At 63.7% G+C, this 23,529-nt stretch carries 13 protein-coding genes; 5 read left to right on the top strand and 8 right to left on the bottom strand.

All coding sequences use genetic code 11. The features are described 5' to 3' along the window. The first annotated feature begins 505 nt into the window (after nucleotides 1-505). Together KIH77_RS10485 and KIH77_RS08110 are read left to right on the top strand one after the other, a co-directional pair. The gene (locus KIH77_RS10485; protein WP_236024576.1) at nucleotides 506-1,924 is read left to right on the top strand and encodes an isopeptide-forming domain-containing fimbrial protein; all 1,419 of its coding nucleotides are present in this window, start codon (nucleotides 506-508) and stop codon (nucleotides 1,922-1,924) included. Beyond that, nucleotides 1,872-9,776 (top strand): Spy0128 family protein, encoded by a 7,905-nt coding sequence (locus KIH77_RS08110; protein WP_308283317.1) that lies wholly within the window; start codon nucleotides 1,872-1,874, stop codon nucleotides 9,774-9,776. The genes KIH77_RS10485 and KIH77_RS08110 overlap by 53 nt, the downstream gene beginning before the upstream one ends. A gap of 66 nt (nucleotides 9,777-9,842) precedes the next feature. Here KIH77_RS08110 and KIH77_RS08105 read toward each other — a convergent pair whose 3' ends face one another. Together KIH77_RS08105 and KIH77_RS08100 are read right to left on the bottom strand one after the other, a co-directional pair. Beyond that, the gene (locus KIH77_RS08105; RefSeq protein ID WP_219100805.1) at nucleotides 9,843-11,450 is read right to left on the bottom strand and encodes an MDR family MFS transporter; all 1,608 of its coding nucleotides are present in this window, start codon (nucleotides 11,448-11,450) and stop codon (nucleotides 9,843-9,845) included. 341 nt (nucleotides 11,451-11,791) lie between these two features. Then, on the bottom strand, nucleotides 11,792-14,086 hold the full coding sequence (locus KIH77_RS08100; protein ID WP_236024575.1) for an exo-alpha-(1->6)-L-arabinopyranosidase: 2,295 nt from the start codon (nucleotides 14,084-14,086) through the stop codon (nucleotides 11,792-11,794). A gap of 15 nt (nucleotides 14,087-14,101) precedes the next feature. Between KIH77_RS08100 and KIH77_RS08095 the strand changes: the two genes are divergently transcribed. The 3 genes from KIH77_RS08095 (at nucleotide 14,102) to cdd (ending at nucleotide 15,757) form a co-directional block, all read left to right on the top strand. Further along, nucleotides 14,102-14,368: a hypothetical protein gene (locus KIH77_RS08095; protein ID WP_219100803.1), complete on the top strand. Its 267-nt coding sequence runs from the start codon at nucleotides 14,102-14,104 to the stop codon at nucleotides 14,366-14,368. 42 nt (nucleotides 14,369-14,410) lie between these two features. Then, the gene (locus tag KIH77_RS08090; RefSeq protein ID WP_236024574.1) at nucleotides 14,411-15,037 is read left to right on the top strand and encodes a TetR/AcrR family transcriptional regulator; all 627 of its coding nucleotides are present in this window, start codon (nucleotides 14,411-14,413) and stop codon (nucleotides 15,035-15,037) included. A 222-nt stretch (nucleotides 15,038-15,259) separates the two neighbouring features. Continuing rightward, entirely contained in the window at nucleotides 15,260-15,757 is a 498-nt protein-coding gene (gene cdd / locus KIH77_RS08085) for a cytidine deaminase (protein ID WP_372445382.1), read from the top strand. Between the two features lie 211 nt (nucleotides 15,758-15,968). On the opposite strand, the gene KIH77_RS08080 is transcribed toward cdd, so the two are convergent. The 6 genes from KIH77_RS08080 to KIH77_RS08055 all read right to left on the bottom strand — a co-directional run bounded on the left by KIH77_RS08080 (nucleotide 15,969) and on the right by KIH77_RS08055 (nucleotide 23,352). Beyond that, entirely contained in the window at nucleotides 15,969-16,655 is a 687-nt protein-coding gene (locus KIH77_RS08080; protein ID WP_219100800.1) for a LysE family translocator, read from the bottom strand. Nucleotides 16,656-16,720: 65 nt separating this feature from the next. Next, entirely contained in the window at nucleotides 16,721-17,380 is a 660-nt protein-coding gene (locus KIH77_RS08075; protein WP_219100798.1) for a GntR family transcriptional regulator, read from the bottom strand. 171 nt (nucleotides 17,381-17,551) lie between these two features. Beyond that, nucleotides 17,552-18,997 (bottom strand): GntP family permease, encoded by a 1,446-nt coding sequence (locus tag KIH77_RS08070; RefSeq protein WP_219100796.1) that lies wholly within the window; start codon nucleotides 18,995-18,997, stop codon nucleotides 17,552-17,554. Nucleotides 18,998-19,048: 51 nt separating this feature from the next. Further along, the gene (locus KIH77_RS08065) at nucleotides 19,049-20,215 is read right to left on the bottom strand and encodes an Ldh family oxidoreductase (RefSeq protein ID WP_219100794.1); all 1,167 of its coding nucleotides are present in this window, start codon (nucleotides 20,213-20,215) and stop codon (nucleotides 19,049-19,051) included. 240 nt (nucleotides 20,216-20,455) lie between these two features. Continuing rightward, nucleotides 20,456-21,778 carry a gluconate:H+ symporter gene (locus KIH77_RS08060; protein ID WP_219100792.1) on the bottom strand — a complete coding sequence of 441 codons (1,323 nt, stop codon included), beginning with the start codon at nucleotides 21,776-21,778 and terminating at the stop codon, nucleotides 20,456-20,458. A gap of 251 nt (nucleotides 21,779-22,029) precedes the next feature. Then, on the bottom strand, nucleotides 22,030-23,352 hold the full coding sequence (locus KIH77_RS08055; protein ID WP_219100790.1) for an alpha/beta hydrolase: 1,323 nt from the start codon (nucleotides 23,350-23,352) through the stop codon (nucleotides 22,030-22,032). Between the last annotated feature and the right edge of the window lie 177 nt (nucleotides 23,353-23,529).

Below are 23,529 nucleotides of genomic sequence, written 5' to 3'. Positions count from 1 at the left end.
AAATCCAAGGATTTCACAGCGTTATGCCAAGAGTCGTGCTGTTATATAGGAACTGTCAACGGAAACGTTGATGAGATTCCTTCCGAATCTGATAACTGAACCCTTCTTCTCTCTTCCTCTCTCTACCCCGGCGTTCCAACCCGCCGGGGTTCTTCTTTTTTCGGGAACCTTCCCGATGTATTCGTTATTTGGCCGAATCGGCCAGGACCGGCGTCCTGCCCGACGGAGAATCGCGACCGTGTGAGACAGGCCACAACACGGTCCAAAAACCGTCCCCGTAACACCCTTATTGGAGGGGATGAGATACACTGAAACGGATATGGGCCCCTACCCCCCCCCCCCCGGAACACAGTCATCCGGCCGGGAGGCGGGGAGTCGATATCGCCAAATCATTTGATTTTCCAGAGGTTTGAAGGAATGATGGGCGATGCAACCGCATAGCGACAATATTTTCGGAAGGGTCCTGATTGCCATAATCACCACCCTTGCCACATTGGTGACGGGGATGGCGATAGTACCCCTGTCCAACGCCGCCGACGAGGGGTACGCTCCCGACGCCCCGTCGGTGCAGGTCACCAGCGGCGTGACCGTCAGCATATACAAGGACAAGAACCACACGCAGAAGTTCGATCCGGACAAGGACATGGCCGGCGTCGGTCAGACGTTCTACGGCCAGATCAGCTTCGACTTCTCGGATGCGCAGAAGCCCACGCTGAGCAGTCCCAACCGTTCGTACACGTTCCCGAAGAACATCAGCGTCAAGGATGTGAAATCGTCCACGTTGTACGACGGCGACGGCAACGTGGCCGGCACGTGGACCATCAAGGACGGCGTGGTCAGCGCCCACTGGAACGAGGACTGGCTCACCGACCATCCCTCGGAGATCTCCTCGTACGTCAGCTTCGATTTCACGCTCGGTGAGGACGCAGGCGGCGACGGCAACAAGGAGCATATCGTCTTCCCCGGCGGCGGCGGTGACATCACCATCACCATCGACAAGTCCGAGGTGAGCGGCGACAAGGACTACAAGCTCAACGACGACGGCACGGTGACGTTCACCGTCACGCTCAAACCGCAGTTCGCCGTGAAGAACATGGTCGTCACCGACACGATGGGCTCCAACTTCACGTTCGTGCCCGGCACGTTCCAGCTCGATGGCAAGGACGTGACCGCCACCATCGACGGCCAGAAGGCCACCATCAACCTGGGCGACCTCGACAAGGCCGGCAAGAACGGCTACCAGCTCACCTACAAGGCGAAGCTCACCGACGCGGCGAAGAAGACCCTCGCGCAGGGCGGCAAGCTCGACGACGCGCAGAACACCGCGCAGTGGACGTGGGACGGCGCCGACAAGCCCGGCGAGGCGGACACGACGCCGAACCTGAGCTACAAGATGATCAACAAGAAGGACGGTTCCGGCAGAGCCGACGACATCAAGTGGACCGTCGAGCTCAACACCGGCAACCTCAAGGCCGACATGGGCGGCTACGTGTTCAAGGACACCATCAAGGACGGCCAGCACTACATCGGCTCCTACGAGGTCATCAAGGGCACGGACTGGAACAACCCGGTCGCCACCGGCACGCTCGACGGCACCGCCAGGAGCTTCGAGTACAAGTTCCCGCAGGACGCCGGCCGCGCAGACGTACTACATCGTGTACCATACCGCGCTCGACGACGCCTCCTCGACCGCGACGGTGAACAACGACGCCATCGTGACCCCGCCGGACCCGGGCACGCAGCCGGGCGGCGAGGACTCCGGCAAGTACACGCCGAAGGACACCAACACCTACGTCACCAAGAGCGTCGACTCCTCCACCGCGGCCACGGACGGCAAGGCCGAGTGGACGTCCGATGTAAGGTTCTCGCTCATGGACGCGAACACCGACCCCACGAGCGTGCAGTTCACCGACGAGAAGCTTGAATTCGACCAGGCGGCGAACGCATCCGGCTCCGATGATGGCGGGTTCGGCTTCGACCAGTCCCGCAAGCCGGTTCTCACCATCGGCGACACGACGCTGACCGAGGGCGTCGATTACTCGCTCGACAAGTACCAGGCGGATTCGTTCAAGATCACGTTCAAGAACAGCAGCGCCATCAAGGCCGCCATCGGCAAGACGGATGTGCAGGTCAAGTACTGGACCGTGAGCGACAAGACGTCCGGCACGTACAAGAACACCGCGAAGGTGAAGTATAACGGCAAGACCACCTCCGCCGACGCCTCCTACGACGTCGAGAACACGAACCTCGTCGCCAAGACCGGCAAGATGTCGTGGGACAAGGACTTCGACTGGTCGCAGATCAACCCGAACGACACCACGAAGGGCGCCTGGGTGGCCACATGGCAGGTCACGGTCAACGAGGATAACGACCAGAACAACGGCGTGGGCAAGACCGAGCTCCACGGCCAGCCGATCGTCGTGACGGACACGCTGCCCGAGGGCATGAGCTACGTGCCCGGCGGCAAGTACAAGGTGCAGGCGGGCAACTGGCCGGGCCCCGTCAACGGCAAGCTCGACGACGTGCGCACCACCGACGCGAACGGCAACACCGTCTTCACCATCCCCACCAAGGACGTCATCCAGAACGAAGACGGCTCCGACAAGGCGTACGCCGTGCTCACCTACTCCACCGCCGCCAAGGGCACCGGCCAGGAGGTCGACTTCACCAACAAGGCGACCGCCGACTCCGGCAAGACCCACTTCGGCGAGGACACCAGCACGGTGACCGGCAGCAGCAAGGTCATCGACAAGTCGGCCGCCCAGGTCAAGGACGTGAACCACGTCCGCTACACCATCAAGGTGAACCCGGAGGGCGCGGACCTCGTCAAGGATTCGGACACCGTGACCCTCACCGACGTGATGGACGCCGAAGGCACGTTCATCCCCACGTCCCTGAAGGTCATCAACTCCAACACCGGGGCGACGCTCGTCGTGCCGGTGAAGGTGGAGCGCGTGACCGACGGGAACGGCAGCCCCACCACGAAGCTCACGCTCACCCTGCCCGACTCGACGCCCGTCACCGTGACATACGACGTCAAGCCCAACGGCAAGCCCGGCGACAAGGTGAACCTCTCCAACACCGCCACGCTGGACGGCGTGACCGGCGGCGAGAGCATCAACAAGAAGGACTGGACCGTCACCAACCCGTCCGCCGGCACCGAAGGCGCGGCGGGCACGATCACCGTCACCAAGACCGACGCCTCCGACCTCTCCCGCACCCTGCCGGGCGCGAAGTTCGCGCTGTACCAGGTGGATATGGGCAAGCTCAGTGGGAATGCGGTCACGTTCGATGAGGCGAAGGCCGCCGCCACGAAGGTCGGCGACGACGTCACCACCAATGCCAACGGCGTCGCGACGTTCGGCTCCGCGGACAAGCCGCTGGCGACCAACACGCTCTACTTCTTCGTGGAGACCGAGGCGCCCAAGGCATCGAACGGCGTGGAATACGAAATCAACCCCGATCCCACGTACTTCATGCTGCCCGGCACGGATGCGGCTGAATCAAGCGCCGCGCTCGCCAAGGCCAAGGCGTTCGGACTGCCCGTGTCCGACGCCACTTCGTACAACGTGTATGACGCGCGCAAGCCGCAGTCGGTCAAGGGCTCCGTCACACTCGGCAAACAGCTGACCGGACGCGCCTGGAAGGACACGGACGCCTTCACGTTCGAGCTTGCCGCGGACGCCGCGGACAGCAAGGGCGTGAGCGAGGCCGAGGTCAAGGCCGCGATGCCCGCGAACACCACCGCCACCGTGAAGAAGAGCGGTGACGGCGCGGACGGCAGCATCTCAAAGTTCTCATTCGGCGACTTCACGTTCTCCAAGGCCGGCACCTACGTGTACACGGTCAAGGAGACCGGCAAGGGCGGCGACGGCGTGACGCTTGACGACCGCACCGCGACCGTCACGTTCGACGTGGCGAAGAACGCGTCCGGCAACCTCGAGGTCAGGAGCGGCCAGCCCATGATCGCCGGCGTCGACGACCACAATGGCGTCCGGGCGTTCAAGAACACGTACACGCCCACCCCGGCCACGACCTCCGGCACCATCAAGGTGCAGAAGGACCTCTCCGGCCGTGCTTGGAAGCAGGGCGACTCGTTCGAGTTCCGTCTCGCGCCGACCGCGCAGAACCCCGACGCCCCGCTGCCCGCGGGCGCGAAGGACGGCTATGCCGCGCTGACCGTGACCGACGGCGAAGTGCATGCCTTCGGCGACATCACGTACACCAAGGCCGGCACCTACGAGTACGACCTGTACGAGCACACGCCCACGGCGAACGACGGCGAGCAGGCCATCCCCGGCATCGACTACTCCAACGCGCTCTACCACGTGACGGTGAAGGTAGCGGATGACGGCAACGGCAAGCTGTCCATCGATCCGGACGACGGCGTCGTCGTGACCAAGGCGTCCAACGACAACGGTTCCGACTACAAGAACCCCGAGAAGCCCGTCGCCTTCAACAAGGCGTGGTTCACCAACTACTTCGACGCGGAGAGCATCAACTTCAGCCTGCTCGCCACCAAGAAGTACGAGGACAGGACCGGCTCCAAGCCGCTGACCGACGGCATGTTCTCGTTCACGCTCAGCGCGGACGGCAAGGCCCCGATGCCGGAAGGCAAGAGGGGAGGCTCCGTGGTCGCCGCCGTCAAATCCGACGGCACGGTGTCGTTCCCGGCCATCAAGTACACCGGCTCCGATGATGACGGCAAGACCTACACGTACACGCTCAAGGAGAACGCGCCTGCCGGAGCCAAGACCAGCGCCGACGGCAAGACCGCCACGCTCAACGGCATGACCTACGACCTCACCACCTACACGGTGAAGGTCGTGCTCTCCACCACCACGGACGGCGACAAGCCGGTGCTCAAGCAGAGCACCACCATCCTCGACCAGGACGGCAACAAGGTCGCGGCCGGCAAGCTCGACAACGGCCGACCGGTGTTCTCCAACACCTATACGCTCAACCCCGTGGATGCTTCGATCGCAGGCCGGAAGACGCTGACCGGGCGTGACATGGACGCGGACGAGACGTTCACGTTCAGCCTCGGTGCGGCGACCGACGGCACCGACGCGGCCAAGGCCGCGAGCGCCGGCCTGAAGGACGATTCCATCGTCCTCGGCGGCGACGCGAAGGCCAGCACGCTCGAGGCCACCGTCAAGGGCGCGAAGGACGACGCTCCCGCCGGCTTCAGCTTCGACGGCCTGCACTTCACCAAGCCGGGAACCTTCAAGTTCGCGGTCACCGAAACAGGCAACGTGAAGCAGGGCACGCAGAAGGACGATCACGTCGGATACGTGACCGTCAAGGTCGTGGACAACGGCCAGGGTGGTCTGAAGGTCGCGTCGACGGCCTACGACAATGCCACTGCGAAGACCGACGCCGACAAGGCGTTGACCGACAAGGCCGGCTTCACCAACACCTACGCGCCGGAAGGCTTCACGTTCTTCCTGCTGCACAAGAATCTGACGGCCGCCAGTGGCGTCGCTTCGCCGAAGCTTACGGCCGGCAAGTTCAGCTTCGGCCTGTATCAGGGCGACGGCACGGATGGCAAGACGCCAATCCAGACCAAGACGAACACCGCGCCCGCCGGCGGCGAGACCTCCGGACGCGTCACCTTCAACCGCATCGCCTACACGCCGGCCTCGCTGGCGCAGGCGGTGAAGGACGGCTACGCGACGTACAACGACAAGGCGAAGACGTGGACCGTGACCTACACGGTGGCCGAGCTGGACGACAGCGGTAATCCGGTGGTCAAGGGCGTCACGAAGGACGGCATCGCCTACGACGCCACCACCCGCAAGGTGGTGGTGACGGTCGCGGACGCCGGCAACGGCACGCTGAAGACCAGCTACATCGTCAGCGACGGCGATCCGGCGACATCCACCGACGCCGACTCCGACGAGGCCGCGTTCGACAACGTGTACAGCCCCGCGCCCGCCACGGCCGAACTGCATGCGCAGAAGACGCTCAGCGGCCGCGACTGGCAGAACGGCGACTCGTTCACGTTCAAGCTCGAAGCCGTGGGCGGCACGCTCGCGGTCGGCGACGCGAATGTGGCCAAGAACGACGTCCCGATGCCTGATGGGGCCAGGAACGGCGTACTCACGCACGACGCCACCGACGGCGACGCGTTCGGCTTCGGCCAGATGACCTACACCAAGGCCGGCACCTACACGTACAACATCAGCGAGGAGGAGCCCGCCGACCCGCTTCCGGGCGTAAGCTACTCCACTGACATGTACCGTGCCACGGTGACGGTGACCGACGACGGCAAGGGCCAGCTGACCAGCGCCGTGGCCATGGTGGAGCTACCCAAGGCGTCCGCCGCCTCCAAGCAGGCGCTCGCCAAGGCCAAGAAGGTCAAGGCCGCCCAGGACGCCGACCCGGTGGCGGTGATTGCCAACACCTACGACCAGCTCTCGCAGGACTGGAGCCCGACGGTCAGGAAGACCTACACCGACCTCTCCGGCGCCAACAAGATGCAGGCCAATCAGTTCACCTTCCAGCTCGAAGGCCTGGACGGCGCCCCGATGCCGAACGGCGCCACGGGCGGCACCGTCACGACCACGAACAACGCCAACGGCATCGGCGCGTTCAAGGCCATCACCTTCACGGACAAGGACCTGGGCGAGAACGGCGCGGCCAAGACGTACCAGTACCGGATCTCCGAGGTCAAGGGAACCGCCGCGGGCATGACCTACGACACGACCGTCTACACGGCCGCCGTCACGGTCTCGCTCGAGAACGGCGTGCTCAAGGTCACCCCGGTCATCACGAAGGCCGACGGCACGACCGTCACACAGCCGACGTTCGCCAACACCTACCAGCCCACCGCCGTGGACGTGCGGCTCAAGGCCCACAAGACCCTGAACGGCGCCACGCTCAAGGACAAGCAGTTCAGCTTCAACCTGTACGACGGGCTGAGGTACGGCGAGAACACCGCGGACCCGCTGCAGACCAAGACCAACGCGGACGACGGCGACGTCACCTTCGACAAGCTCACCTTCGACAAGGCCGGCACCTACCAGTACTCGATCCGCGAGGTCGTGCCCGAAGGTGCGCTGGGCAACGTCAAGGATGGCGTCACCTACGGCGACGCGTGGAACTACGTGGAGGTCAAGGTCACGCTCGACAAGGCCACCGGCACGCTCAAGGCCACGGTGACCGACGCGAACACGAACACCGACACCACCGAGATCACGAACACCTACGACGCCACCGGCGCGGCCACGCTCACGGCGAAGAAGGCGTTCACAAACGAGGACGGCTCCAGCCGCGCGATTCCGCAGGGCGCCTTCACGTTCCAGCTCCACGAGGGTGCCACGAAGGACGGCAAGCTCCTCCAGACCAAGCCGGCTGCAGCCGACGGCTCGGTGGCGTTCAGCCCGATCGCGTACCAGCTGAGCGATCTGGGCGGTGCCAAGTCGAAGACGTTCACCTACACCGTGAACGAGGTCATCCCGGCGGACAAGGACAAGCTGCCCGGCGTCGCCTACGACACCGCCGCCCACACCTACACGGTGACGGTCAAGGACAACGGCAACGGCAAGCTCGCCACCACCGTGAAGGTCGACGGCAAGTCCACGCCTTCCCAGCCGACGTTCACCAACACGTACTCGGCGGCCGGTTCCACGGCCATCGCCGGCACGAAGCAGGTGAAGGGCGATGACGGCAAGGACTACACGGCCGACTTCGGCGGCAAGTTCACGTTCACGCTCACCGGCAAGGACGGCGCGCCCATCCACGTGGCTGGCGACGACGGCAAGACGGAGACCAAGGACTCGCTCACCGCACAGAACACCGCGGCCGGCGCCGTGGACTTCGGCACGCTGCAGTACACGCTCGCCGACCTGAAGGGCGTCACGCCCGGCGCGAACGGCTCGCGCTCCAAGGCCTTCACCTATGAGGTCAAGGAGAGCGGCACGACGGCCGGCGTCACCAACGACGCGACTGCCGTCAAGACCTTCACCGTCACGGTGACGGACGATGGCACCGGCGCGCTCAAGGTGGCCACGAGCCCGGTCGACACGGCGAAGCTGTTCGCCTTCGAGAACACCTACGCCGCCTCCGCCAAGCTGGACCTCACCGGCACGAAGACCATGACCGGCCGCAAGCTCACCGACGCCGACAAGTACACGTTCAACGTCTACGAAGGCACGGCGGCAAACGGCACCCCGGTCTCCACCGGCACCAGCGACTCCACGGGCAAGATAACCTTCGACAAGTCTCTGGGCTACACGCTCAAGGACCTGGGCGACCACACGTACACGGTCGTCGAATCGGAAGCGAACCTGCCCGGCGGCGTGACCGCCGTGACCCGCACCCACACGTTCACCGTGAACGTGGCGGACAAGGACCACAACGGCACGCTCACGCTCACCACGAACGGCCTCGACGGCCAGAACGGCGGCAGCGGACTCGCCTTCGAGAACAACTACACCACCACGGACTCCACCCCCATCGAGTTCAAGGGCGTGAAGCTGCTCGACGACGGCGACTACGCCACCACCCTCGACCAGCTCAAGGGCAGGTTCGCCTTCACGCTCACGCCCGTCGACGGCGCGCCGCTCCACGTGCTCGGCACCGACGGCAAGACCGTCACGGACAAGCGCGAACTGACCGCGCAGAACGACGAGGCCGGCAACATCGACCTCGGCAAGGTGGTCTACAGGTTCGCCGACCTCGGCGGCCAGACCGAACGCACGTTCACCTACCGCGTCGCCGAATCCGGTGACGTGGCGGGCGTGACGAACGACAAGGCCCTCACCCGCACCTTCACCGTGACCATCAAGGACAACGGCGACGGCACGATGAGCGCCACCACCGACCCCGCCACCGGCGCGCTGTTCTCCTTCGAGAACACGTACTCGGCGGGCACCGTGACCGACTCGTTCGACTTCACGAAGACGCTCGACGGCCGTGCGCTCAAGGACGGCGAATTCACGTTCACCCTCACCGGTGCGCAAGGCGCGGACGGTGCCACCGTCCCGATGCCGAAGGATGCGAAGGACGGCGTCGCCACCGCGAAGAATAGTGCCGACGGCACGATCTCCTTCGGTGAGATCACGTACGCCAAGCCCGGCACCTACGCGTACACCGTGCGCGAGAAGGCCGACAAACTCGGCGGCGTTACCTACGACGACACCGCGTACACGGTCGTCGTCACCGTCGTGGACAACCATGACGGCACGATGAGCGCCACGCATGAGATCAGCCTCGACGGCCACGCCGTGAAGCCCGCCGACGCCGTGTTCTCCAACACGTACGCCCCGACTCCGACGACCGCCACGTTCTCGGCGAGCAAGACCCTCAAGGGCCGCGCGCTCAAGGACGGCGAATTCACGTTCGAGCTGCGCGACGCGAACGGCAGAACCGTGCAGACCGCAAAGAACGCGGCCAACGGCAAGGTCACGTTCACGCCGGTCGAGTTCACCAAGCCGGGGGAGTACCGGTACACGATCCGCGAGACCGTGGGCAACGCCGAAGGCATCCGCTACGACCGGACCGTGTACGAGGCCAAGGTCACCGTGACCGACAGGCTCGACGGCACGATGAGCGCCACCGTGGCATACTCGTCCGGACTGTTCGGCGGCGACCATACGGCACCGGTGTTCGAGAACACCTACACGCCGGTGGTCCGTCTGTCGAAGACCGGCTCCGACGCCGCGGGCGTCCTCGCCCTCGCCATGCTGCTGCTCGGCGGAGGATTGGCGGTCACCGCCGTCCGACGTCGTTCCGCAACGGCGGGAGCCCCCATCGGCCGTCATCGCCGATGATTCGGTAGTCCGCCTATGAGAAAACCCCGTCCTTGCGGCGGGGTTTTCTCATAGCAACGGAATACGTCACCGGTGGTTGAGGCCGCGGATCTTCCGTATCGCGCCGCGGCCGAGCGCATGGGCCGAGCCGGCGCCCTGGCCGCGCACGCCGAAGACGGAAAGCAACACCATGATGAAGCACAGGGCGCCGCTGATGCGCAACGCCCACTGGATGCCGAAGATGCTGGCGGCCACCGCCGTGGCCTGTCCGCCGCCGAGCGCCGCATGATGCGCGTCCGCGATGACCTCCATGAGGATCACGAGCACGGGCGCGCCCATGGCGCCGGCAATCTGGCGCACGGTGTTCGTCACCGACGAGCCGGCCGAGACGTCCTCCGGCTCCAGACAGTTCAACGACCATGTGGTGACGGGCATGAGCACGAATCCCATGCCGATCTGGCGGATGAACTGGCAGATCGACACCCACCAGATCCACGAGTCCGCGGAGATGAGACTCATCGCGAACGTACCCAACGTCAGGATGATGCTGCCCGACAGCACGACCGGACGGGCGCCGAACGTGTCGAGCGCACGGCCGCCGAAGAACTGCGTGATGGCCATGCCGATGGCGCCCGGCAGCATGATGACGCCGCTCATCAGCGCCGAATAGCCACGGTCGTTCTGGATGTACAGCGGCATGATCACGAGAATGGAGCTGAACGCGAAGAACGCGACGGCCGCGGTGATGGTGCCGACCATGAAGCCGCGGTTCTTGAGCACACGCAGGTTGAGCAGCGGCTGCGGACGGCGCAGCTGCCGCGCCACGAACCAGATGATGCCGATGACGCCGATGGTCATCGGCAGCCACGTCATCGGATGCGTGATGGGGTAGGACTCGATGTTCGTGAATCCGAACATGAGGCCACCGAATCCGAAGATCGACAGCATCACGGAGAAGAAGTCGGCCTTGACGGTCGGATCATGCTCGCCGAAGTTGCGCAAGCCAAGCACGGACGCCGCCAGACAGACGACGCCGATGATCGTCAGCGTGACGAAGATCGACCGCCAGCCGCCGACGTCGACCTGCCAGCCGCCGAGCGTCGGACCGATGGCGGGGGCCACGCTCATGGCGAGGCCGACCGTGCCCATGGCCATGCCGCGACGCGACAGCGGATAGATGGAGAACACGGTGATTTGCAGCACCGGCCACATCACGCCCGTGCCGACGGCCTCGAGCACACGTCCGAGCAGCACCAGCACGAAGGTCGGCCCCAGCCATGAAATCGCCGACCCGATGGTGAACACCACCATCGACGTGATGACGATCTGTCGGGTGGAGAACCGTCGCGTGAGGAACGCGGTCAACGGCACCATCACGCCCATGACGAGCTGGAACACGGACGTGAGCCATTGGCCGGTCGTCACGCTGATATGGAATTCGTCGACGATGGCCGGCAACGCGGAGCTCAATTGCAGCTGCGTGAAGTTGCCGACGAACGTGATGAGCGTGAGGATTGAGAGCGACACCATCGCCACGCGTGTGAGATGGCCGTTCTGGAACGATTCCTCGCGGGTCAGTGTTTTGAGGGACGATGGGGACTTACCGATATTGTCGCTACCGCTGTCTGTCTCACCTGTCTTGTCCGACCCGTTGTGGGGGAGTGTCCGCCGTTGTCCGTTCCGCTCGTCTGCCATGCTTCACCTGTTTCCGTCGCTCATCCTCTGTCGGTCCGCGGGCGGTATCGCATCCTGCGTCATTCGATTGACGTTCGTCGTAGCTTCGACCGGCGTTCGTCGGATATGGCGTCGTATCGCACGCGAATCATAGGTACTTTCGACGGTCACCCTATCGACCGCCGAAAGTACTCTACGCCCATTCTCGGATTTACGCCGTTGGCAATTCACGACGTGGATGACGGCGCGGCGGCGCTACCGCACCGTCCCGCCGGTCGTTGCGCAAGGCCGTCTCGTACGGATATTACGTACGGCAGTTTCGTATGACTATTTCATATATATCGTACGACTATTCCATATGATTATTCCGTCCTCGTCGCCTTGGCGTATTCGTCGAGCAGGAATGCGGTGAGTTCCCGGCCGCCGTCGCTTTTGATCATCGGCATCGAATTGATGGGCATGTTCTTCAGGAAGACGCGCACGATGTCGGTGTCGGGCAGCTGGGGGAGCGTGCCGGCCCGGCCACGCGCCTCCATGTCGGCGACGATCGCCGCGCCGACGGGATCGTCCTGCCATTCGCCGTACGTGGACCATTCGGTCAGCGGCTTTGTCTTGCCGTCGCCGTCAAGCGTGACGACGCCGGTGGCGACGATATCGCGCGAGCTGATGCCGACCTCGATCGTGTAATCGCCGGCTTCGACGTGCCAGCCGTCGAACGTCTCGGACCAGTAGGCGAAGGCGCGTTCGTCGAGGTCGAACGTGACGGTCGTGGATTCGCCGGCCTTGAGGAACACCTTCTCGAAGCCCTTGAGTTCATGACGGGGGCGGGCGACTTCGGCCTTGCCGGGCGCGACGTACACCTGCACGACTTCGGCGCCGTCGACGTCGGACGTGTTGGTCACGGTGGCGGTGACGCGGGCCGTGTTCGCGCCGGACCTCGTCACGACGACGTCGTCGATGGCGAACGTGGCGTAGCTTAGTCCGTAGCCGAACGGGTAGGCGACCGGCTTGTCGTAGGTGTCGTAGTAGCGGTAGCCGACGAACACGCCTTCGCCGTAGTCGACGTGGCCTTCCTCACCCGGCCAGTTCATCATGGTCGGGTCGTCGTTGATGTCCATGGGGATGGATTGGGCGAGCTTGCCGGACGGGCTCTGCCGACCGAAGATGACGTCGGCGAGGGCGGGGCCGCCGGCCTGGCCGAGCAGCCATGATTCGAGGATGCCCCTGGCGTGGTCGCGCCACGGGGCGACGGAGACGACGGAACCGTTCGACAGGACCACGACGACGTTCTCGTTGGCGGCGGCGATGGCCTTGAGCAGGGCGGTTTGCTTGGCGGGGATGTCGAGGGTCTCGCGGTCGAAGCCTTCCGACTCGGCCGCCTCGGGCAGGCCGAGGAACAGTAGGACGACGTCGTTGGACTTCGCGGCGGCGACGGCCTCGTCGGTCAGGGCGGGGTCCTGCGGCTCGTCGGCGAAGGTGAAGCCGGGGGCGAAGGCGGCGTCGATGCCACGGGCGGCGAGGGTGTCGAGGAAGCCGGTCATCTTCGTGGGCGTGATGTGCGAAGAGCCGCCGCCCTGATAGCGCGGCGTGCGGGCGAATTCGCCGATGACGGCCACCTTGGCGTCGGCGGCGAGGGGGAGGATGGCGTCGGCGTTCTTGAGCATGACGATGGATTCGACGGCGGCCTGATGGGCGACCTCGTCGTGGGCGTCGACGTCGTATCGGTAGTCGTTCCGATTCATGGCCGGGCGGGCCTTGTTGATGAGGTCGATCATGCCCTGCGCCATACGGTCGAGCTGGTCGGGGGCGATGCGGCCGTCGCGGGCGGCGTAGACGATGTCGTCGTCGGTGAAGCTTGGCGGCATTTCGAGGTTGAGTCCGGCGTTGAGCGAGGCGACACGGTCGTGGTCGGCGCCCCAGTCGCTCATGACGATGCCGTTGAAGCCCCATTCGTCGCGCAGCACGTCGGTGAGCAGCCAGCGGTTCTGCGCGGAGTGCACGCCGTTGATCTGGTTATAGGAGCACATGATGGTCCACGGCTGGGCGGTTTTGACGATGTGCTCGAACGCGGGGAGGTAGATTTCGCGCAGGGCGCGCGGCGAGATGCGTGCGGAGATGCGCAAACGGTCGGTCTCCTGGTTGTTGGCGGCGAAGTGCTTGAGCGAGGTGCCGACGCCCTTGGACTGTACGCCTTCGACGATGCCGACGGCCTCGTGGCCGGCCAGATACGGGTCCTCGGACCAGTATTCGAAGCAACGGCCGCCGAGCGGGTTGCGTTTGATGTTCACGCCGGGGCCAAGGATGACGGCCACCTTCTCCTGCACGCATTCCTCACCCATGGCCTCGCCGACCTTGACGGCCAGCGCCGGGTTCCACGAGCTGGAGAGGCCGGCGGCGGGCGGGAAGCAGGTGGCGGGGACGGAGTCGTCGAGGTTGGTGTCGCCGGTGTCGGTGGCGAGCGACTTGCGCAGGCCGTGCGGGCCGTCGGTAATCATGTAGCCGGGGATGCCCTTGGATTCGACGCCCTGCAGATGCCAGGCGTCGCCGCCGGAAGTGAGGCTGGCCTTCTCCTCGAGGGTGAGGTCTTTGATGCTGGGGGAAGAGTTGGGGCTGATGTCGGCGGTGGGGTCGGTGTTGGTCTGGGCGTGATCGTTCATGGCTTCCTCGCTTTCATGATGACGAATCGCTGCATCGTCTGGCTGTCGCGTTGCCGCATTGTCGATGGCGGGTTGGGTGGCGTAGGTCCCGGCTGCTGCGCCGGGGCTTCGACGGATGGCGTTGACGTCATCTACGACATCTGGACCAACCGGTCGGTAAGTAATAATATATCATGGAAAATCGATGACGACGACGGCATGTCGGCGGTCGGCCAACATCGTCGGCAGGTCCGCATCAACGGCCGGCCGACGCCCCATCATCTACCGACCGAATGGTATTGACTATGATGGGAAGGCGTCACACTACGAGAGACAGCAGAGGGCATGATGACTTCACAGGAACGCTCGGGAGCACGGAGGCGGCGCCCTGCCGCAGACGGCGCGGAGCTGGATCGCCGCACGCAGATATTGAACGCGGCGATCGAATACTTCGGCACGATGGGATACTACGGAACGTCGCTGCAGAAGATCGCCACCAAGGTGGGGCTCACCAAAGCCGGGGTGCTGCACTACGTGGGCAGCAAGGAAGGGCTGCTCGAACTGGTGCTCTCCGACATCTACGACCGGGAGACCAACGAGCTGCTGGAGGAGTGCGCGGCGCAGCAGAGCCCCTCGATTCCCGAGATGTTCCGCCGTAATGTGGAAATCAACATCCGACGACCGAAGCTGGTGCATATGTTCTCGACGCTGAGCGCCGAGGCCCTGGACCCGAACCACCCGGCGCACGAGTACTTCGCACGGCGCGAGCAGGAGGGCGTCGACCAGGCACGAAAAGTGGCATGGTCAGTCCCCGATGGCGTCGACCCGACCGACGTACTGCTGGCGGGGTTCAGCATGATGGATGGCGTGCAGCTGCGCTGGCTGCGCAGGCCCGGACAGGACCTCGCCGAGATGTGGGCCCACTGCGAGAACGTCCTCTTCCCCCTGCCGCTCTGGCAGGATCATCGATGACCGACGAGGGTCGTTGCGGCAGGACGGTCGTTGCGGCGAGGTAGCCGACGCACGTTCACGACGGGCGTCCGACGCATTGCACGTTTGTTCAGTTTGGACGAGGGCAGCGTTTCATGAAATCCTCCGACCCCTACAATGGGCATGGGTTCGGAGACGATTCAAGCCGGCCCGCCGATGATGTTTCACGTGAAACATCGCGTGTGAAACATCGACGACGGCCGCATGGACACCATCCGAACGGCATCACAACGATTTGCAAAGGAGCATGACATGAGCACGATTTCCACTGAGGAACTCATTACCAAGGCCATCGAGGCGAGGGAGCGCTCCTACTCGCCGTATTCGCACTTCTGCGTCGGCGCCGCGCTCGAGGCGACCGACGGCACGGTGTACACCGGCTGCATCATCGAGAACATGGGCTTCGCGCCGACCATCTGCGCGGAACGCACCGCCTGTGCCAAGGCCGTCTCCGAAGGCCACCACGAGTTCACCCGCATCGTCGTGGTCGGGGGAGCGAAGGGGCCGCTGACGTCGTTCTGCTCGCCATGCGGCATGTGCAGGGAGTTCCTCTGCGAATTCTGCGAACGCGACTTCGAAATCATCCTTGCCAAGAGCCCGACCGAATACAAGTCCTATACGCTCGACGAACTGTATCCGCTCACCGAAAAGCCGGTCTTCGACACCGACGACCCCTTCGGCGGCGCCTTCGGCGGCAAGTGACAGACCGCGCGACACAGGTGCAGTCAGCCAGTAAGTCAGTCAATACCGGCATCGACGGCCGGCATCAATGACCGACACCGTCGGCCGGCATCAACATCGACGTCGCGCAAGCCACACATACGACAAAACGGTGGCCCGGAGGAAGTTCCCTCCGGACCACCGTCGCGATGATTCGATTGTCGTATGGTCGGGCCGCCTTGACCGTCGATGACTACATCCGGCTCCTCACCACATCGGCGATGGTCACGCCACCGAGTATGGCCATGATGGCACCGGATATCAGGCCGAGAATCCGCTGCGAACGCTCGTTATGCAGCCTGCCGGCAAAGTACGATGCGGCGTAGGCGACGGTCGTCAACACCAGCACACTCTCCACGAAGTGCACCAGACCCAGCGAGACGCCCATCTCAAGATTGTTGATGCCCGGCACCAGAAACTGGGGGATAACGGCGATGTAGAACACACCTATCTTGGGGTTGAAGAAATCGGTCAGGAATCCCCGCCAGAACGACTGGAGGCAATCGCCGAACGTCGATGTTTCACGTGAAACATCGACGTGTTTCACGGTGCCGGAACCGACATCGACCGGTTTCGGCGCACCGCCATGGGACTTCTTCTTCCTCGCCATGCTGAACGCCAGATACAACAGATACAGGCCGCCGATCACACGAATCGCGTCATAGGCCAAGGGGAACGCATTGATGAGCGCCGCCAGACCGACGGCGGCGGCCACCGCCCATACCAGCACCCCCAACGAGATGCCCCACACGGCCGCGACGCCACGGCGGCGGCCCGCGTTGATGGTCTCGTGCAGCACCATCATCATGTCAAGCCCCGGCACCAAGGCCATCGATCCGGCCACCAGCGCGAATCCAAGCAACGCCTGCACATAGGTCATGTGTCTTCCCTCCGTTACGACGACATTCCACGAATGCGTGAATGCCATCAGTGTAATACGGGAGGTCAGGCGCGGAAGAAATCCTCCCGCGATTGCGAGATGCGCATGTATCCTTCGCGCGTATTGGTCAGGTGCGCACGGACCGCCTTGACGGCGGCGTCCTCGTCGCCGTCGATCACGGCGTCGATGATCGTCACATGCTCGCGATACGAATCCAACGTGCGCTGCGGCGCCACCGCCGAGAAGAACCGGATGCGCTGGCTCTGCGTCATGATCATGTTCATCAACGAAATCAGATACCGGCTGCCGGATTTGTTCGCGAAATACATATGGAACCGGTAGTCGAAATCATCGTCGGGGGAGTCCGTCTCGAATTCGGGGTTTTCCAGCCGTTCCGTCATCACGGCGCGGAACTCCAGCAGATCCTTGTCCGACAGCACCGGCCACGAACGATGCAGCAGATATGGTTCGACGAGCAGACGGATGTCGAGCATCTCCTGATAATCCGACGACGAAATCGGACTGACGATGACCCCTCGCGAAGGGAACACATTGACCAGATGCTCTTCGGCCAGCTTGTTGACGGCCTCACGGACCGGCATCCGACTGAAGCCGAGCTCCTCGGCGGCCCGCTTCTCGTCCAACGGCTCGCCCGGCTTGATGCGGCACGACACGATCCGCTCGCGCAGATACCGATACGCCTGATCACGTTTGCTTAGCACCATCGACAGTTCCCAGATTCCAACTCGATCTCAACGTTGACTATCTTCCATATCCTATAGCATCGCCGACCCCGACAAAGGAACCGGCCCGCAACGTCGGGGAGGCGTTGCGGGCCGGTTCGCGACCATCATCCGGCCATCAACCGGATGAGTCGACGATAGACGTCACGTCGGCTACATCAACGGGATGGACACCAGCATGATGACGACAAGCGCCCATACCGACAGCAGACATTCCATGACGCTCCACGTCATGAACGTCTCCTTCAGCGTCAGTCCGAAGAACTCCTTGACCAGCCACAGGCCGGCGTCGTTGACATGGGAGAGGAACACGGAGCCGGCGCCGATGGCGAGCACCAGCAGAGCCACACCGACCGGGGAGAGCTGGAGGGCCTGCGCGACCGGCGCGAGCACGCCGCCCGTCGCGATGGATGCGACCGTCGACGAACCGGTGGAGACGCGCACGAATGCGGCGATCAGCCAGCCGACCAACAGAATCGAGATATGCGACGACTGCACGAACTGCGTGATCATATCACCCACGCCGGTGTCGATGAGCACGGTCTTGAAACCGCCGCCGGCGCTGAGAATCAGGATGATGCCGCAGACGGGGCCGAGGGATTTCGCCGCGGCGTCGTTGAGTCGCGTCCATGAGTAGTGCGTCGCCACGAACAGCGAGATCATGGCGAACAGCAGCGACAGCAGCAACGCGACCTCGGGGTTGTTGAGGAACTGCACCAGCTGCGAGCCGAGGTCCTTGGCCTCCTTGATGCCGGGGTTGATGATTTCGATGGCCGACGTGATGAGCAGCAGGATGGCTGGCATGATGATGCACAGCAGCGACAGGCCGAACGACGGGCGACGGTAGTCGGGATCGGTGGGTACTTCGGCCTGGGTGACGGCGCCTTCCTCCGGCGCCATCTTCGGCACCCACTTCTCGCATACGCGGGCGAACAGCGGGCCGGCGACGGCGACCACCGGGATGGCAATGAGCACGCCGATGCCCATGGTCAGTCCCATGTTGCCGTTCTCGAACGATGACAACGCGGCGACGGGACCGGGATGCGGCGGCACCAGCGCCTGCATCGTGGAGACGCCAGCCAAGGTCGGGATGGCGACGCGCATCAGCGGAATCTTCGCCTTGCGGGCCACCATGACCACGACGGGGACAAGGATGATCACGCCGACGTCGAAGAACAGCGGCAGTCCGAGTAGGGCGCCGATGAGGGCGAGGGTCCACGGCAGGAACTTGTCGGGCGTCTTGGCGAGCAGTGTATCGACAAGGACGCCGGTCGCGCCAGTGTCCATCAGCACCTTGCCGAGCATGGCGCCGAATCCGACGAGCATACCGACGCTTGCCGCCGTGCTGCCGAAACCGGAGGAGAATCCTTCGACCGTGTTCATCAGACCATAGCCCGATCCGATGCCGGCGGTCAGCGAGGCGATGGTGATGGCGATGAACGGATGGATTTTCGTGAAGCTCACCAAGGCGATCAGCACGGCGACGCCGACGACGATGCTGATGAGCAGCTGGGTGGAATTGAGATGTACTTTGGCCGTCTCCTCGGCGAGAACGAGGGCGGACGACGCCTGGGGCAGGGATTGGCTGAGGAAGTTCATGGCGTAAGACTCCTGTGTCGTATTCCTCTATTACGTCTATTGCGGGTCGGGTCAGTGGTCGAGCACGCCGGTGTAGGAGATGCCGAGTTTGTCGCAGATGCCGCGCAGCTCCTCGACGGTCTTGCGGTAGAGCGGCACGCCGTTGACGATGCGGTCCTCGTACGCTTCGGCCTCTTTGTCGCCGTGCACGTAGATACGTTTGCCGGGTACGGCGTGCAGGTGGCGGATCTCGTCGAGATAGTCGGAGAAGTTGTTGAGGATGGTGTCAGCGTCGCCGAAGATGCGCGGATCGATGGCCATGAATCCGTGGCTGATGCCTTCGACCGGGTCGCCGACCGCGGTGCGGTCGGTGGTGGCGCCTTGGGAGACGATGCCGGAGAAGAACTCGACGAGCACGGAGAATCCGTAGCCCTTATGACCACCCGTGTATTCGCTGTTGCCGCCGGTGGCGAGCAGACCGGCCTCGTTGTCGTAGCGCATGAGCCTCCCGAGGGCATCCGTGGAGTCGTAGATCGGCTCGTTGTTCGGATCGACGACCCATGCGGCCGGGGTGTCCTTGCGCTGCTTGGAATACAGTTCGACCTTGCCGTAGGCGACGACCGACGTGCTGGCGTCGAAGAAGAACGTATGCGGCCTGGTTGGGATCGCGCAGGCGATGGGGTTGGTGCCGAGCCATACGTCGTTGGCGTAGAGCGGGTAGACGGCCGGTTCGGTGTTCGTCACCGAGAATCCGATGAGTCCCTGCTCGGCGGCGAGGTTGGCGTAGTATCCGGCGGCTCCGTAGTGGCAGGAGTGGCGGACCGCGGCGATGGCCATGCCGGTCTTCTTGGCCTTGGCGATGGTCATGTCCATGGCCTGCCGGCCGGTGACCTGTCCCATGCGGCGATGACCGTCGATGACGGTGCTGACCGGCGTATCGACGACGACCTCGGCTTCGGCGGTCGGGTCGATTTTGTTGCCCATCTGGGCATCGTAGAGCTGGAAACGCTGCAGACCATGTGAGTCGATGCCATGGGTGTCGGCGAACGAGAGCACGTCGGCCACGATGTCGCCGTCGTGTTCGTTGAGTCCGTAGCCTTGGGCGATCTTGCTGGTGAGCGCCTTGAGCGCCGCGGCGTCGTAACGGTGACGGTCGGCGGCGGCCTCGGCCGGCCCGTCATCGATATTCGATTGTATGGTGACGTTCATCTTTGGTTTCACTGCTGCATCCGTGCCCATCGGCTTTCCTCCTTGAAAGCGGAATCATTGCGATTCGTTACTATATATAACCGATATATCGGTTGGATATGACTATAGGACCATGAGTCGATCCTGTCGAGTTCCGTTGCCGGCAGTTTCACAGTTCGCTCTTTTTCACCCAGGAAACGAACGAACGCACAGCAAAAGGGCCTCGACCCGCGCACGCGGAATCGAGGCCCCTGACATCAGCCGCATGCGGTCATGCGGGAATCATGACGATCAGACGAACAGGTCGATGACCAGCACGGCGAGCAGACCGACCACGGAGTTGATGAGCTCCAGCAGACCCCAGGTCTTGAACGTGTCCTTCATCGAAATGCCGAACGTCTCCTTGAACAGCAGGAAACCGCCGTCGTACATCAGCGTGATGGTGTTCGAACCGCAGGCCACGCAGATCACCATCAACGCCGGGTCGAGACCGAACTGGGTGACCAGCGGCGCGACCATGCCGGCTGCGGTGATGGCCGCCACGGCGCCCTGACCGGTGAGTACACGAATGATGGCGGTGATGATCCACGCGATGATGAACGGCGAGACCGGGATGGAGGAGACCAGCTGCACGATGTGGTCGGCGGCGCCGGACTCGATGATGACCTCCTTGATGATGCCACCGGAGCAGATCACAATCAGCACATTGCCCACCTGGCCGATGGCCTCCTCCATCTTGTGGGTGAGGTCGGCGACGGTCTGGCCCTTGCTGTGCATGAGCAGGAAGAACGCGGCGAAGAGGGCGAGCAGCATCGAGATCTCGGCGGAGCCGATGAAGCCGAACACCTTGTACACGGTGGTCTTCTCGCCGAAGAACTCCTTGATGACCGACGAGGCAATCATCACCACGGCCGGGGTGAGCGGGATGGAGATGGAGGCGGCGAACGACGGCAGCTGATCCTCGGGCATGGTGGGCGCAGGCTTGAGCATGGAGTTCAGCGGGATCTCCTTGATGCCGGGCAGGAACTTCGGCAGCAGCAGACCGGCGCACAGCAGCGCGGGGATGATGGCGAGGATGCCGTAGATGTACACCTTGGAGATGTCGGCGTCGAAAGCGGCGACCAGCGCGACCGGGCCGGGCTGCGGCGGGAAGAGCGAATGGCCCATGGTGCAGCCGACGACGATCGGGATGACGAGCTTCATGTACGGCACCTTGGCCTTCTTGGCCACGGCGAGCACGAGCGGGACGGAAATCAGGAAGGCGACCTCGTAGAACATGGCGATGCCGAAGATCACGCCGATGAACATCAGTCCGACCGGCAGGAACTTGGTGCCGCACTTGTCGATGACGGTATCGGCGATGCGCTGGCTGGCGCCGGTGTCGGTCATGATCTTGCCGATGATGGCGCCGAACAGGATGATGATGGCCAGTTTGCCGAAGATGCCGCCGACGCCGGTCTCCACCGCCGTGATGATCTTGTCAATCGGGATGCCGGCGGTGAGTGCGATGAACAGACCCACCAGCAGCAACGACAGCATGTTATGCATCTTGAATTTCAGATTCAGGATCACCAGCAGGCAGATGCCGACCAGTACCCATACAAGCTGAATCATGGAGCGATTCCCTTTCCTGATATTTCATGCGTCGTTCGTCAACCGTGACCGAAATTCGGCACCTTCGCCGAACAAGCGCATAACCTCTTTCCTCATGTGCGATTGCGCACACGGTCAGTGGTATCGCCCGTCCCCGACCTGACACGGTTTCGTTGCCAGGTGTTGCCATATTTGCGCGGCGGATGCGACCAGTCAGCGTCATCGCGACCGGTATCCCGGCCGTCCGGCGCAACCGATTCCGTGGTCTCCGGTCACACCCCGCCGCGCACCTGCGCCACCACGTCGAGCGCGCGGGCGATGGCGGCGGGGCGCAGCGGCCGATGCGGGGATTCACCGCTCCACGCGTACTGGTTCGCCCACGCGGCCACCGTGGCGAAATACCGCCACCGTGCCACGCTTGCGGACATCGACAGGTCATGCAGACCGCCGCGGATGCGTGCCAGCGACACGAAATCGCCGAGATTGAGCGCGTTCTGTCGGATCGCCGTCACGTCGAGCACGGTGTCGGCCTCGTGCATGGCCTCGTCCCATTTGCCGAGGATCATCGACTTGTCGGATGTGCACACCAGCACGGGCACGGTGATGTCGAGCCCGCGGGAGACCTCGTCCTGCGCACGGTAGACGGCGTCGAACCAGCCGGCACGCGTGAAGAACTCGGCCTTCGGCCACGGGTATCGGGTGTTGTAGTCCCATTCGCCGTCCTGGTCGGCCCAGAGCGTGCGTCCGTAGAAGCCTGGGTCGCGGATGGGGATGACGTTTTTTGCGCCGGCCAGCCCGAAGCCCTTGACCACGGGCGTGGTCATGATGCGGGTGATGCGGTTGCCCTGCAGTTCCAGCCACGGCGAGTTCAGCGCCAATGCGGTCACATGGTGCGGATGCTCGTTGGCGAGCCACAGCGACGACGTCAGTCCGCCGAACGAGTGCGCAAGCACGAGGATGCGAACGTCGTCGCCGAGTTCGTCGACGATGACGTCGCGCAATGCGTTGAGTTCCGTGAAGTACTCATGCAGGTCGTCGATGAATCCCGCGGTTTGTCCGTCGTGAAACGAACGTCCGTATTTGCGCAGGTCGACGGCGTAGAACACGACTCCCAGCGACTCCCAGAATTCGGAGACGTGCCTGCGGTAGAAGAAGTCGTTCCAGCCGTGCACGTAGAGGATGGCGAGGGGCGTATGACGCACCGTGGCGTGCTTCCATCGGGCGATACGATGCCGCCACGTCAGCGTGGTCGGATCCTTACGTATGAATGTGGCGGTGAGTTCGCCTTCGTCATCCTCGCCAAGATGCAGCGTGCGCTGCTGGTAGCCGGGGATGATGGTGTCGGGGCGCCATTCGGAATCGAGTGATTCGGGGAGGGCGGAGGATTCGGGGGTGTGGCTCGCGTCGTCGCCGCCGGAACCGCTGTCCGCTGTGACGTCGGCGACGGTGCCGGACGTCGTGTTCGCGTTGGATGGTGCGGCGGCATCGGCGGCGGTCGGCGTGGCGGTGCCGGTGGACGCGATATTGCCGGTGGACGTGGCAGCGGTCGACGCATCCGCAGGTTCGTCGATGTGTGCGTCTGATGTTCCTGTCATGGCAGCCTCCCGACCTCAACGATAATCGCCGAACCCGCGTTTGTGCATCAACACAGGTCCGTGGTTTGTTGCGTTTTGATCGTGGCCGGAACGATGTTCGACGAAAAGGAATCCACGCGACGACTCGGTTCTCATCCGTCGCATCCCATACGACGAACGGGAACGAAACAGCGCCCA

The sequence above is a fragment of the Bifidobacterium pluvialisilvae genome (assembly GCF_019331695.1).
GTDB classification, from domain to species: Bacteria; Actinomycetota; Actinomycetes; order Actinomycetales; family Bifidobacteriaceae; genus Galliscardovia; species Galliscardovia pluvialisilvae.
This window is presented reverse-complemented; position numbering and strand designations above follow the sequence as displayed.

Excerpts from the sequence above, each read along its gene's own strand:
- KIH77_RS10485 (WP_236024576.1), top strand. The coding sequence starts at position 506 with ATGGCGATAGTACCCCTGTCCAACGCCGCCGACGAGGGGTACGCTCCC.
- KIH77_RS08110 (WP_308283317.1), top strand. The coding sequence starts at position 1,872 with ATGGACGCGAACACCGACCCCACGAGCGTGCAGTTCACCGACGAGAAG.
- KIH77_RS08105 (WP_219100805.1), bottom strand. The coding sequence starts at position 11,450 with ATGGCAGACGAGCGGAACGGACAACGGCGGACACTCCCCCACAACGGG.
- KIH77_RS08100 (WP_236024575.1), bottom strand. The coding sequence starts at position 14,086 with ATGAACGATCACGCCCAGACCAACACCGACCCCACCGCCGACATCAGC.
- KIH77_RS08095 (WP_219100803.1), top strand. The coding sequence starts at position 14,102 with ATGATGACGAATCGCTGCATCGTCTGGCTGTCGCGTTGCCGCATTGTC.
- KIH77_RS08090 (WP_236024574.1), top strand. The coding sequence starts at position 14,411 with ATGATGACTTCACAGGAACGCTCGGGAGCACGGAGGCGGCGCCCTGCC.
- cdd (WP_372445382.1), top strand. The coding sequence starts at position 15,260 with ATGGACACCATCCGAACGGCATCACAACGATTTGCAAAGGAGCATGAC.
- KIH77_RS08080 (WP_219100800.1), bottom strand. The coding sequence starts at position 16,655 with ATGACCTATGTGCAGGCGTTGCTTGGATTCGCGCTGGTGGCCGGATCG.
- KIH77_RS08075 (WP_219100798.1), bottom strand. The coding sequence starts at position 17,380 with ATGGTGCTAAGCAAACGTGATCAGGCGTATCGGTATCTGCGCGAGCGG.
- KIH77_RS08070 (WP_219100796.1), bottom strand. The coding sequence starts at position 18,997 with ATGAACTTCCTCAGCCAATCCCTGCCCCAGGCGTCGTCCGCCCTCGTT.
- KIH77_RS08065 (WP_219100794.1), bottom strand. The coding sequence starts at position 20,215 with ATGGGCACGGATGCAGCAGTGAAACCAAAGATGAACGTCACCATACAA.
- KIH77_RS08060 (WP_219100792.1), bottom strand. The coding sequence starts at position 21,778 with ATGATTCAGCTTGTATGGGTACTGGTCGGCATCTGCCTGCTGGTGATC.
- KIH77_RS08055 (WP_219100790.1), bottom strand. The coding sequence starts at position 23,352 with ATGACAGGAACATCAGACGCACACATCGACGAACCTGCGGATGCGTCG.